Source organism: Calderihabitans maritimus (genome assembly GCF_002207765.1).
Lineage (GTDB): Bacteria > Bacillota > KKC1 > Calderihabitantales > Calderihabitantaceae > Calderihabitans > Calderihabitans maritimus.
Genome location: NZ_BDGJ01000142.1, coordinates 1 through 13,027, shown reverse-complemented (window position 1 = coordinate 13,027; position 13,027 = coordinate 1). Strand labels below are relative to the sequence as shown.

Annotated in this window: 11 protein-coding genes and 1 other annotated feature; all 11 genes read left to right on the top strand. The window is 46.3% G+C overall.

Annotation, left to right across the window (positions count from 1 at the left end):
- Positions 1–40: 40 nt before the first annotated feature.
- The 11 genes from KKC1_RS15805 to KKC1_RS11330 all read left to right on the top strand — a co-directional run bounded on the left by KKC1_RS15805 (position 41) and on the right by KKC1_RS11330 (position 12,595).
- The gene (locus KKC1_RS15805; protein ID WP_202820053.1) at positions 41–196 is read left to right on the top strand and encodes a YqzL family protein; all 156 of its coding nucleotides are present in this window, start codon (positions 41–43) and stop codon (positions 194–196) included.
- Between the two features lie 3 nt (positions 197–199).
- Positions 200–979 carry a DNA repair protein RecO gene (gene recO, locus KKC1_RS11385; RefSeq protein ID WP_088554571.1) on the top strand — a complete coding sequence of 260 codons (780 nt, stop codon included), beginning with the start codon at positions 200–202 and terminating at the stop codon, positions 977–979.
- A 35-nt stretch (positions 980–1,014) separates the two neighbouring features.
- A complete protein-coding gene (locus KKC1_RS11380) occupies positions 1,015–1,428 on the top strand; it encodes a DUF4342 domain-containing protein (RefSeq protein ID WP_088554570.1) in 414 nt (137 codons plus the stop codon).
- Positions 1,429–1,481: 53 nt separating this feature from the next.
- Positions 1,482–1,706: a binding site (T-box leader), on the top strand.
- A 56-nt stretch (positions 1,707–1,762) separates the two neighbouring features.
- Positions 1,763–2,761, top strand: coding sequence for a glycine--tRNA ligase subunit alpha (glyQ, locus tag KKC1_RS11375; protein WP_088554569.1), 999 nt, complete (start codon positions 1,763–1,765; stop codon positions 2,759–2,761).
- 3 nt (positions 2,762–2,764) lie between these two features.
- Positions 2,765–4,843 carry a glycine--tRNA ligase subunit beta gene (gene glyS / locus KKC1_RS11370; protein WP_088554568.1) on the top strand — a complete coding sequence of 693 codons (2,079 nt, stop codon included), beginning with the start codon at positions 2,765–2,767 and terminating at the stop codon, positions 4,841–4,843.
- Positions 4,844–5,085: 242 nt separating this feature from the next.
- Entirely contained in the window at positions 5,086–5,733 is a 648-nt protein-coding gene (gene ccpN, locus KKC1_RS11365) for a transcriptional regulator CcpN (protein ID WP_153802859.1), read from the top strand.
- 15 nt (positions 5,734–5,748) lie between these two features.
- Positions 5,749–6,582, top strand: a complete 834-nt coding sequence (locus KKC1_RS11360; RefSeq protein WP_088554567.1) for a pyruvate, water dikinase regulatory protein — start codon at positions 5,749–5,751, stop codon at positions 6,580–6,582.
- Positions 6,572–9,220, top strand: a complete 2,649-nt coding sequence (gene ppdK, locus KKC1_RS11355; protein ID WP_088554566.1) for a pyruvate, phosphate dikinase — start codon at positions 6,572–6,574, stop codon at positions 9,218–9,220. The genes KKC1_RS11360 and ppdK overlap by 11 nt, the downstream gene beginning before the upstream one ends.
- A gap of 285 nt (positions 9,221–9,505) precedes the next feature.
- Complete coding sequence (locus KKC1_RS11350) at positions 9,506–10,162, top strand: DUF4367 domain-containing protein (RefSeq protein ID WP_192868215.1); 657 nt, start codon at positions 9,506–9,508, stop codon at positions 10,160–10,162.
- Positions 10,163–10,674: 512 nt separating this feature from the next.
- A complete protein-coding gene (locus KKC1_RS11335; RefSeq protein ID WP_088554562.1) occupies positions 10,675–11,241 on the top strand; it encodes a hypothetical protein in 567 nt (188 codons plus the stop codon).
- A 547-nt stretch (positions 11,242–11,788) separates the two neighbouring features.
- Positions 11,789–12,595 carry a hypothetical protein gene (locus tag KKC1_RS11330; protein WP_088554561.1) on the top strand — a complete coding sequence of 269 codons (807 nt, stop codon included), beginning with the start codon at positions 11,789–11,791 and terminating at the stop codon, positions 12,593–12,595.
- Positions 12,596–13,027 lie beyond the last annotated feature (432 nt).

Below are 13,027 nucleotides of genomic sequence, written 5' to 3'. Positions count from 1 at the left end.
TATGGATAGCCTAAGTCTTGGTGAAACAAGAGGAGAAAGGGTGGGCAATGTGAAAGCTAGCGAAACTATGTGGAAACTATTTCAAGCCACCGGTTATATCGGTGCTTATTTAATTTACAAAGAATTGACAAGGGAAGAGGAAGCGGCGGAAATCTGTCCTGGAAGAGAAATTGTACCGGAGGAAGGGGAAGAGTAAAACTTGCGTTTATATAAGGCGGAGGGCGTAGTAATTAGAGGTCGGGATTATGGTGAAGCAGATAGGATAATAACTTTGTATTCCCGTCAGCATGGTAAAGTCGATGCTATAGCCAAGGGAGTAAGAAAGCCCAAAAGTAGAATGCGCGGTGGGGTTCAGCTTTTTACTTTTTCCAGCTTTCTCCTCTACCCGGGAAGGACTTTAGATACGGTAACCCAATGTGAGATAATAGAACCCTTTACCCTTTTGCGGGAAGACCTGACCAGGTTTGCCTATGCCAGTTATTTAGTCGAACTGGTTAACTCTCTAGTTCCTGAACGAGATGCCAATGAGAAACTGTTTTTTTTGCTGCTTGCCTCTCTGCATCTCCTAACCCGGGAAGATCCGGAAGTATCTGTGCGTTTTTTTGAAATCCGCTTGTTAAGCCTTCTCGGTTACCGTCCCCAATTGCAAAACTGTGTTCAATGCGGGAAATTTGTACCGGACAAAAGCATCAAGTTTAGCGTTCGCCTGGGAGGAGTTCTATGCCGGGACTGTTCCCCGGAGGACAAATCTGCTTTCTCTATATCCAAAGGTGCGTTAACGGTACTGGACCAATTGACTAAAATAGATCCCCGGAGGATTGGCCGTTTGAAAATCTCGGTACCGATGCGTCAAGAGCTGGAGCGAATGCTTTGCGAATATATCCTGTACCGGGCGGAAAGACAGTTAAAATCATTAGATTTCATTTTCAATTTACGCCGCCTTGTTACTGAGAAAGAAACGCATAAAGAGATAAACTAGTGGTTACAAATATGCTTAAAAGGAGTGTGATGAAATTGAATGAACTGGAAAAAATAGATATTATTAGACAGCGCTTGAACGTCACCTACAAAGAAGCTAAAGAGGCACTGGACATGGCCAAAGGGGATTTAGTTCAAGCTTTAGTTATCCTGGAAGAAAAAGAAAATAATTTGACGGAGAAACTGCAAGAGCGCGGTAACCAGCTGTTAGCCCAAATCAAGCAGTTGATTCAGAAAGGGAATATTACCCGGATTAAGTTAAAGAAAGGTGACGAAACGGTTTTGGAAATACCTGCTACTTTGGGTGCGTTAGGAGTTCTAGCTGCCCTGGCCAGCACAGAGCTGGCGGTTATAGCCGGCCTCGGCACGGTAGCTGCCTGGGCCAATAAATATACGCTGGAAATTGAACGGCCGGACGGTCAGAAAGAAGAAAAAGACGTGGAATTATAAACAGGTCTTTCGTTGACAACAAAGGATGAATTTGCTAAATTATAAAGCAAAAAAGTCAGGCTAAGAAGGAGAGGAGTAACCTCCAAGCGTTTGCTCAGAGAGCCGGAGGAAGGTGGAATTCCGGTCAAACGGTGGAGGTGAAGGCGCTCCGGAGCCGCAAGAGGAAAGCGCTGCCCTGCTGCTGTTTAGGGAAGCGTGAGTAAAGCTTGCGACCGAAAAGAGGGGGCTGTTGTGCAGCCAAACAGGGTGGAACCGCGGGAGAACCTCCCGTCCCTGTAGCTTTTGCTATAGGAATGGGAGGTTTTTGTTATACCGGAAGTAAAGGGGGTTTGTTATGAATTTTCAGGACCTTATTCAAGCTTTGAACCAATTTTGGGGTACACAAAAATGCATTATTCAGCAACCTTATGATATGGAAAAGGGTGCTGGCACTATGCACCCGGCCACCTTTTTGCGCGTTCTGGGGCCTGAACCATGGAATGTAGCTTATGTAGAACCTTCTCGCCGGCCTACCGATGGGCGCTACGGGGAAAACCCAAATCGCCTGCAGCACTATTATCAGTATCAAGTAATTCTCAAGCCGTCTCCTGAAAATGTCCAGGAGATCTACCTGGACAGTTTAAGACATATAGGCATAGATCCGGACAAACACGACATTCGTTTTGTCGAGGATAACTGGGAATCACCAACTTTAGGCGCATGGGGGCTCGGCTGGGAAGTATGGCTGGACGGTATGGAAATAACCCAATTTACTTATTTCCAGCAGTGCGGTGGGATTGACTGTCGTCCTGTTTCCGCGGAGATAACTTACGGCTTGGAGCGCTTAGCCATGTATATTCAGAAGAAAGATAGTGTTTTTGACATAGAATGGGTGGAAGGTATTACTTACGGTGATGTCCATCACCAGGCAGAAGTGGACTATTCCTGTTACAATTTCGAGGCTGCCGATACGGAAATGCTCTTCACTCTTTTTAACCTGTACGAGAAAGAAGCTGAGAGAATTGTAGAATTGGGTTTGGTCCAACCGGCTTACGATTACGTTTTAAAGTGCTCGCATACTTTCAATCTGCTGGATGCCCGCGGGGCCATCAGCGTCACGGAACGAACCGGGTATATTTCCCGCGTCCGAAATTTGGCGCGGCTTTGTGCACAGGCCTACCTGGAACAGAGAAAGAAATTAGGTTATCCCCTGTTGAAAGATCCTCAGGAAAGAAAAAGGCTGGGTTTGCCACCTGACGTTGAACAGAGCGGGACAAAGGTGGGAGAAGCAGGACGGCTGCATTACGGAACAGGGGAGCAGGACAAGGATTCTTTCGATGTGAAGGAGGGCTGAAAGTTGGCTAGAGATCTTTTGCTGGAAGTCGGTACGGAAGAGATCCCGGCACGGTTTATGGAAGCAACTCTGTCGCAGCTAAAAAAAATAACTGAGGAAAAACTGGCCGAAGAGCGTTTGGTCTTCAAAGAGGTCAGTACCTACGGTACACCGCGGAGATTGGCCCTGTATGTTACCGGCCTCGAAGAGAAACAGGAAGATCTGGTAGAGGAGGTCAAAGGTCCCTCGCAGCGGGTAGCTTTCGATGAAGAAGGACGTCCCACCAAGGCGGCAAAAGGATTTGCCCGTTCACAGGGCGTGGCCGTAGAGGAACTGGTAGTAAAAGAGACTAGGGGAGGAGCCTATGTCTACGCAATTAAGAAAAAAGAGGGAATTCCAACCATTCAGGTGCTCCCTTCCCTTCTCCCTCAGTTAATACGTGGTCTGTCTTTCCCCAAGCCTATGCGGTGGGGTAACGGAGAAATGCGGTTTGCCCGTCCGATCCGCTGGTTGGTAGCTTTATACGGGGAAGAAGTGGTGGGATTTTCCTTAGCGGGTCTTGTCGCAGACCGCTTAACCCGAGGTCACCGCTTTCTATGTCCGGAACCAATTGTACTAAAGCAACCAGCGGACTACTTTAGCGAACTGGAGAAAGGCTTTGTGATAGTCGATCAGAACCGCAGGCGACAAATGATATGGGAACAGGTACAAAATCTGGCGGAAGAGATAGGGGGCAGGGTTGAACCAGATGAGGAATTGCTGGAAGAAGTCACCTACCTGGTAGAATATCCTACGGCATTGGTAGGGAGCTTTGCCGAGGAATATCTCCAGCTACCGGAAGAAGTTTTAATTACTCCGATGCGTGAGCACCAACGCTACTTTCCGGTGCGGGACCGGGAGGGCCGCCTTTTGAATCGCTTCATAACGGTTCGTAACGGCACTTCCGACCACCTGGAAATTGTAAGAGAAGGTAATGAAAAAGTATTGCGGGCCCGTCTGGCTGATGCCAAGTTTTTCTACCAGGAAGACCTGAAGTACCGCCTCGCCGACAAAGTGGAAAAACTCAAGGAAATAGTGTTTCAGGAACGATTGGGAACCGTTTGGGACAAAGTGGAAAGGCTTAAGCCCCTGACTCGCTACCTGATTACCGTTTTGGGTATGGATGCTGGTTTAATCCCGGCGGCTGAAAGGGCCGCCTATTTATGCAAGGCCGACCTGGTGACAAACATGGTTTACGAATTTCCCGAGCTACAGGGAATCATGGGCTATTATTACGCCCGCCACGATGGAGAAGAGGATAGAGTGAGCATGGCCATCCGGGAACATTACCTGCCTCGCTTTGCCGGAGACGTTTTGCCCCAAAGTCCTCTGGGTATGGTGCTCAGTATAGCCGACCGGATAGATTCCATAGTCGGGTGCTTTGCCGTAGGCATCCAGCCCACCGGTTCGCAGGATCCTTATGCCTTGCGACGCCAGGCCTTGGGGATCTGCAATATAATTCTCGAACGGGGACTGGAGTTTTCCCTGCACCAGCTTATCAGACAAGCTTACGGTCTGTACCGGGATAAAACTGAGCTGGAATTTTCAGAAGCAGAAGTGGTTGAGCAGGTCGGCAGTTTCTTCCGCCAGCGACTGGAAAACATTTTAGAAGAAAAAGGAATACGCTATGACGTAGTTAAAGCAGTGGTTTCTGCTCAATGGGATGATTTGTACGACGCCTACCTGCGGGCAGTTGCCGTTCAAGAATTCAGGCAGGATCCCGGATTTGAGGAACTCCTCACGGCCTTCAACCGAGCCGGTAACCTGGCTGGAAAAGCGGAGGTCGGTTCCGTAAATCCGGAACTTTTCGAAGAAAAAGTGGAGATGGAGTTATATGATGCTTTTGCCCGGGTCAAGGAGCGGGGCGAGCCTCTTCTAAATGGGAGATCGTATGCGGCAGCGCTTAAAGAAATTGCTTCTTTACGGGAACCTATAGATAATTTCTTCAACGGCGTCATGGTGATGGTCGAAGATGCCCGGTTGCGTAATAACCGGCTGGCTCTGTTAAAGCAGATTACCGACTATATACTGCGAATTGCCGACCTGTCTCAAATTGTAGCCTGAATGGAAACAGCAGTCCCTCCTTCGGACTGCTTAGTTTTTACTTGAATCAGGCGAGAAAATTTGGGCCATAAAATTTATTTTAAGGCCATAAACTTACGGATGGGGAGATATTAACGGCATTTTGTTATATTAATATCATTTTGCCCCAAACAGAAGGATATTTATGTGTTATATAGTATATATAAATAATGCGTTTTTAGGAATTAGTATGTCATAATAACAGCGGAACGGCAGGGAAGGTGGTGAGCAGTATCCAGCTTACGAAACGGCAGGAAAAAATCGTAGAGATTGTTAAGAATTCTGGACCTATTACCAGCGAGCAAATCGCCAAGAAGTTGAATCTTACTCGAGCCACGTTGCGCCCTGATTTAACTATTCTTACTATGGCCGGTATCCTGGAAGCGAGGCCCCGCGTGGGGTATTTTTATAGTGGAAAGTCTCCCCGTGCCCTGATAGCGGAAGAACTTCGCAAGCTGAGAGTAAAAGATGTAAAAGCAGTCCCGGTAGTGGTGAGAGAAGGAACTTCCGTATATGATGCAGTAGTCACCATGTTCCTGGAAGATGTGGGAACGCTAATAGTGGTTAACGAAGAGGGGTTCTTGGAAGGGGTTATTTCACGGAAGGATCTGCTCAAAGTGACTTTAGGACAGACGGATATTCACAAGGTACCGGTAAGTGTTATGATGACCCGGATGCCCAACATCATCACTACTTTTCCGGAAGAAACGGTTTACATGGCGGCAAAAAAACTGATAGAACATGAAGTTGACGCTCTTCCGGTAGTTAGGACACTTGTTGACAGCGAGGGAAAAGAAAAGCTGGAGGTAGTAGGACGTATCACCAAAACTCATATTACCCGACTGTTTGTCGAATTAGGGGAAGCTGAATAAAAGGGGGGAGAGAAGATTAAAGGAACAGCCGATGAAAGGCCCGTAATTTATGTGGTTTCTGACTCTTTGGGGGAAACGGCTGAGTTTGTCGGCCGGGCTGCCGCCAGCCAGTTTGATTCAGGACAAGTTGAATTCCGAAGGGTTCCTTATGTGAGCGATAAGGAACTTCTGGAAGAAATAGTGGAAGAAGCGAAAGAATTCAACGCTGTTATTGCCTACACCATAGTTATTCCTGAGTTAAAGGAGTATTTAATTGAGTTAACAGAAAAGCATGGTGTGGTGGCAGTAGATATTTTGGGACCAATGATTGAAGCTATTGCCAAGGTGAGCAACAGTCAGCCCCGTCTTGAGCCCGGGTTGCTTCGTCGTCTGGATGAAGCATATTTTCGCAAAGTGGAAGCCATTGAATTTGCCGTAAAATACGACGACGGGAAAGATCCGCGAGGGCTTATTTATGCTGATGTAGTTCTTATCGGAGTTTCGCGTACTTCCAAGACCCCTGTGTGCATGTACCTGGCTCATAAACGAATAAAGGCGGCTAATGTACCTTTAGTACCGGAGGTAGCCCCTCCGGAGGAACTCTTCAAACTGCCGCCCCGCAAGATTATAGGGCTTACCATAAGTCCTCAACTCTTAAACGAAATTCGCCAAGAGCGGCTCAAAACTCTGGGGTTGACTTCCCGGGCCGATTACGCCAACATGGAACGAATCCTGCAGGAATTGGAGTATGCGGAAAAGATCATGAAACGTATTGGATGTCCCATTATTGACGTAACCAATCGGGCGGTTGAGGAGACCGCTAGTAAAGTCTTAGAAATCTATTTTAAGGGGGAGCGAGATGGTAAGTAAGAAATACGTCTATCTGTTTCAAGAAGGAAGAGCGGATATGAAGTCTTTGCTGGGGGGAAAAGGAGCCAACCTGGCTGAAATGACCAACATTGGATTGCCGGTACCCCCGGGGCTTACTATTACCACCGAAGCCTGTAACGAGTATTATCGTTTGGACAGGAATTTTCCGGAAGGTCTAGTGGAAGAACTTCGGGAGAAGCTTTCCAAGGTGGAAGAGGCTACCGGAAAAAAATTCGGCGATCCCGAAAACCCGTTGCTGGTATCTGTGCGTTCCGGGGCCGTTATTTCCATGCCGGGAATGATGGATACCATACTCAACTTGGGGCTTAATGACCAGACGCTGCAGGGACTGATTAAAGCTACAAATGATGAGCGTTTTGCTTTGGACTGTTACCGTCGTTTCATTCAGATGTTTGGTGATGTAGTACAGGGAATAGAGCATTATGAATTTGAAAGCATTCTGGAGAAGGTCAAAGAACGGGAAGGAGTCAAATTTGACTATCAACTAACACCGGAAGCTTTGAGAGATATAATTAAGGAGTATAAAGACTTAGTTTTACATAAGACGGGAGAAGAATTTCCCCAGGAGCCCTTTGAGCAACTGTATATGGCCGTTAGAGCCGTATTTGATTCCTGGAATAATCAAAGAGCCATCGTTTACCGGAAAATAAATAAAATTCCTGATGATCTGGGCACGGCCGTTAATGTACAATCCATGGTTTTCGGCAACATGGGCAACGATTCCGGAACGGGTGTGGCCTTCACCCGAAATCCCTCTACCGGCGAAAAGACTATATATGGTGAATACCTAATTAACGCCCAGGGAGAGGATGTGGTTGCTGGAATTCGTACTCCGCAGCCCATCAATAAACTTGAAGAAGAACTTCCACAAGTTTACCGTCAGTTTGTTGAAATATGTGAACTCTTAGAGAAACACTACCGTGATATGCAGGACATCGAGTTTACCATTGAACGTGGAAAACTTTATTTGTTGCAAACCCGTACGGGTAAACGAACGGCTGCGGCGGCAATACGGATTGCGGTGGATATGGTTCGAGAGGGACTTATCAGCAAAGAGGAAGCAATTTCCCGGGTTGAGCCGGGCCAATTGGATCAGTTGTTGCACCGGCGTATTGACCCTGAGGCCGAACTTAACGTTATTGCCAAGGGACTTCCCGCTTCTCCCGGAGCGGCCTGCGGAGCGGTTGTTTTTGATGCGGATGAAGCCGAGAAGCTGGGACAAGAAGGGCACAAAATCATACTGGTGCGTACCGAAACCACTCCTGATGACATTCACGGAATTGTAGCGGCCCAGGGGGTTCTTACCAGCCGGGGCGGGATGACCAGCCATGCGGCGGTAGTCGCTCGGGGTATGGGTAAGCCCTGTGTAAGCGGCTGCGAAAGTATTAAAATTAACTACGAAGCCGAGTTATTCCAGGTGGATGGAACGGTAGTTAAGAAGGGCGACATCATTTCCATCGACGGTTCCACCGGGCAGGTGATGTTGGGAGAAGTTCCCATGATTGAGCCCCAGCTTAGCGAAGAATTCCAGACCTTGCTCAGTTGGGCCGATGAAATCCGAACCCTTGGAGTACGGGCCAATGCAGATACCCCGGAAGATGCCCGGAAGGCTCGCGAGTTTGGGGCTGCCGGTATTGGATTATGCCGGACGGAACATATGTTTATGGCCCAGGACCGGTTGCCGATTGTACAGGAGATGATACTGGCCGATACGAAAGAAAAACGGGAAGCTGCTCTGGCCAAACTGCTTCCCATGCAGCAGGGAGATTTCTACGAGATTCTAAAAGCTATGGCCGGTTACCCGGTTACCATTCGTTTGTTGGATCCCCCACTCCATGAATTTCTCCCCAACCTGGAGGAGCTGGTGGTGGAGGTAACGCGGTTAAAAGCTACCGGGGGAGACCCGCAGGAAATTGCCGCGAAAGAAGAGCTTCTCCGCCAGGTACGGGCTCTGTCTGAATTCAACCCCATGCTGGGACACCGGGGCTGCCGGCTGGGTATTACCTTTCCGGAAATTTATGCCATGCAGGCCCGGGCTATTTTCCAGGCAGTAGCCCAATTGGTCAAGGAGGGTTATGAAGTATTTCCGGAGGTAGAGATTCCTCTGGTCATGCACGTTAACGAACTGGCCTTCCTCCGGGAGCAAATAGTTAAAATTGCCGAAGAAGTTAAGCGGGAACAAAATGTGGATTTCCACTACACCATAGGAACCATGATTGAAGTACCGCGGGCCTGTGCTACGGCAGGCGAGATTGCCCGGGAGGCTGAGTTCTTCTCCTTCGGAACGAACGACCTGACGCAGACCACCTTTGGTTTCAGCCGGGATGACGCTGAAGGAAAGTTTCTGCACCATTATGTGCAGCAGAAGATAATTCAGGATAACCCGTTCATCGTCCTGGACCGGGATGGCGTAGGCAGACTGATGGAGATGGCAGTCAAACAGGGTCGGCAGACGAGGGAGAATCTGCTGATTGGAATATGCGGTGAACACGGGGGAGAACCCAGCTCGATAGAGTTCTGCCACCAGATTGGTCTCGATTTCGTCAGCTGCTCGCCTTATAGGGTTCCCATTGCCCGCCTGGCGGCGGCCCAGGCGGCTTTGAAACATCCCCGGTAATAGGAGTTTAGTAGGAGACTAGCTCGGTGATACTAATGGAGCACGGGTTCAACCTGTTGCTCCTTTTTTTTAACTTTTAACGGTTATACGCAAAGCCCGGCCTTCCCATTATTTTATGGGCTTAACGTCGCTGCTTCGCATTTTGCTGCCGACCAGAATTATTCGGGACGGTTACCGGGAGGCGGGTGACGTCTTTTTTGCTGCTAAGAATCGACGAACATTTTCTATTTAAAGGGATTTCTGCTTCTAATGTCAAAATATAGCAGGGGGAAGGAGGGCGAAAAAATGCCGTTTCACAAGAATAAGGACAGACCTCAATGTTCCCTTGAAACCAGACAACTCATTTATGAAATTTATTTTGAACGCATATACAAAATCGCCCTCGCAGTAACCCGCGACCCGGCAGTCGCCGAAGAAGTGGCCCAGGAAACGTTTAAGACAGCCTTTGAAAAATACCACACTTTAAAGGAACCAGCCAAAATCCGGGCCTGGCTGACGGCTATAGCCTTAAATACGGCCAGAACTTTCTACCATGAACAAAAAAAGTTAATTCCCATCGACCCCGAGCAACTATCGAAAATAAGAGACAGGAACTCCGGGCCGATGGAAGAAATGGTAGAGCCGGAAGGTAGCAAATTGGTGGCGGTCAAGATTTCGGGAGAGAAACCGCTGATGACAGTTACCCTTCGTTACAGTACAAAGCTTGGGCCTTTGATCATCAAAGAGAGTGGGATTCTCCAAAATGCGGGGATTGGTATGGGCTATGACAAAGATGACACCGTAGTGGAGAGGCCTGACATAAACGGAGTATCAGCAACCCTGTTTTACAACAAGAGCGGAAGGACTTCATTAGTGTGGTATGACCAAGGAGTCAGATATCGGATAGAAGGTTTTAACTTGGCAGAAGAAATTATCAAGATTGCCAAAAATCTTTCCCCCTAATTGGGAACCTAAAAGGCCTGCTTACCATCTAAAGAATAGGTATATATACCAAAAAAATTCAAGGGGGATTGAAACCACCATTGCCCAAGTAGGAAGCGAAGCCAAAGTGTATCTCGACGGTTACACCAGTACCCAGTCCGCCGTGGACTATGTTGCCGTGAGAATTTATTTACAGAAGTTGGAATGGTTCAAATTGGGTAAATGTTACCTCCTACCCCTTTGAGGACAATAATACCGATTATGTAGAGGGGGTTATTATTACCCTGTTCGAATTTTGGGAGAAAGTGTTAATGAACCCGCATACCGACATACGTTACGACGAGTATGGAATATATGAACCAACGCAAACAGATATTGATCTGGTTGAGTACCTGTACAATAATTAAATATCAGAACACTCTAAAATGCAAGTTCTGGAATGTGCAATCATATGGCGAATTAATGATTTATCAGTTGTTCATTAATCAAACTTTCTGGGAAAGAGATGAAAATTTGGCCACGGGGGTCAAAAGATGAAAGTTCGGTTGTTAATTATAATTGCAAGTGTTTTAGTAATTTTTAGTGCGGCCTTCGTCTCAATCCAAGAATTATCGCCGGTAACTGAGATACAAATAATTACAGGTAGCAGTTACCTTGAGTCATATGATTCATTAGCCAAACTTACCGATCGTGCAGATGCCATCGTAATAGGAACGTTTAAGGATGTTATCACTGAAGGTATAATAGATAGAACTAACATTCCCTATACAGATTTTTCCTTTAAAGTCGAAAAAGTTATTAAAGGTTCAATAGAAGACAACAGTAACATTGTTATACATCAGTTGGCCGGGAATATCAATGGACAGGTGGTACAAGATAGAGATGATCCTTTATTCAAAATTGGAGAAAAAGCATTGTTATTTCTAGGTTACGGAACCAAATATTTTGTATTAAACGGTGCGCAAGGTAGATTTCCAATTATCAATGGGAAAGTCTCTTCTATGAATTATGTGTCTCCAAAAGTACAGCTAGTAGGTGTTGATCTTCCACCTACTGAATTACAAGTTTTTGTAAAACAAATACAAGCCCACTTAAAATAAGCCGGGCAACAAGCGACAAGCTAACATTAATAGAGGCGGACGGACATTCGAGAGCCAAGATTATTTATTGACTAGGGGATCTAATTTCAGTACAAGTTGTTTCGTCCTAAACAAATTTGGAGAGGCAGGGAGACGTTTACTGTTGCGAACCTGTGCTTTGCGAAGCACGTTTTCATGCCGGTGCTTCGTATTTTGTTACTGGCCAGTCGGTGATATATAACAATTAGAGTTTAAATGTTTTGGAAAAGGAAGGAAATGTTTTGATCCTTAAGATTTTTATTAGACCCTTAACAATACTGACTATACTTATTATTTCAGAAGTACTTTTACCTTTCGTTGCGTTTGACAACGGTCTGCCTGTCTCCTCATCGGGAGAATTTTTGGGGCCGGTCATTCCTGTTGCAGATACACCAGTAGGGATTGAAACGGAAAGCCTGGCCATCAATTTTACGGAGAGTGATTCCTTTTTGTTACCATTGTTTATGCGGGCTAACGTTTCTGCAACTTACCTGATCAACAATCCAGCCAGGATACGGTGGTCGTATCGGTGCTTTTTATCAGTGATTTCGTTAAAGGTGGGCAAGTTACCCTGGATGGCGAGGCGATTCCCGTCTCCTCGGAGAAAGTTTCAGTATCATCTCTTTATCCCGCCTTAGAAAAAAGTTCCAAGTTTATCTGGTACGATCCTTGGACAGGCAAAACTTATCCTCTCCCGGAAAACATGCGAAGAGATAAGTTTGATGCTGTTCCTTTTACTTTAAAACTGTCACCCGGTCACCACGAATTAAAGGTTGTTTTTGAAAATACACTTGGACTTGATCAGGACCGTTACCTTAACCCGGTATTTCACCTTACCTATCTTCTTCAACCTGCGAAATACTGGGCCTATTTCAAGAATTTACAGATTTCCATTACCCTCCCTCATAGCAACTACCGACTGGCTGGTTCCTTACCCCTGAAAAGGACAGGAGCCAGAACCTGGACGGCGAATTTTTCTAAACTTCCAGAAAAAGACCTTCACCTGTCGGTCATATCCACTTCAGGAATGTGGTTGGGGCCTTATACCACAAAATTTACTATCTGGCTTTTACTGGTAATAGTCATTTTCCTGCCTGTATTTTACAAGAGGTTTTTAGCTGCTCGCATATCTGGAACGTTTGGGTTCGGGCTGGGTATAATGTTAAGAATTTTGGCAGCTTGGTTTGCCTGGGATACGCTCACCCGGGGTCTTCTTCCGGCTCCGTTTAATGGACTGGTTCAAATTCCGCTTTTGGTAGCCGCCCTACTGATGTTTTTATACGGTATCGTCAAGGACATATACAGTTTAATAAGAACAAGTAGCAGGATAGGATGAGAATTCAAAGTCTAAACGTCCTGGGAGGGTCTTATAATGTTCAAATTAATAATTCTACTGGTTAGAAATAGTTTAATAGGGGTCTTAATTGGGGTTATAGCCAAAATTATAGGATTACTTTTGGGTTTCCATAATTTGGCAAGGATGGTAGGTGCATTAATAATTGTGTTGGCATTTGGGTCTTTAACCCTCACGAGCAATTCTTACGTTAATTTGGCCGTACCTGACGCTTTTTGGACTGTACAGATATTTAATAGAAAGCATAAGTTGAAAGGAAATTTGCTACGATTTATTTCAATTTTGACCGTTGGGATAGTTGTGTTTCTAATAAGTCTAATCTTCTAACCCTGAACTCCAGAGTATGAGTCAATAAATATCGGGGGCCAAGAAGGAAAATGAGGCCCTGCTCCATAAGAGTAAATATACCCAAAA

Excerpts from the sequence above, each read along its gene's own strand:
- glyQ (WP_088554569.1), top strand. The coding sequence starts at position 1,763 with ATGAATTTTCAGGACCTTATTCAAGCTTTGAACCAATTTTGGGGTACA.
- ppdK (WP_088554566.1), top strand. The coding sequence starts at position 6,572 with ATGGTAAGTAAGAAATACGTCTATCTGTTTCAAGAAGGAAGAGCGGAT.
- KKC1_RS11350 (WP_192868215.1), top strand. The coding sequence starts at position 9,506 with ATGCCGTTTCACAAGAATAAGGACAGACCTCAATGTTCCCTTGAAACC.
- KKC1_RS11335 (WP_088554562.1), top strand. The coding sequence starts at position 10,675 with ATGAAAGTTCGGTTGTTAATTATAATTGCAAGTGTTTTAGTAATTTTT.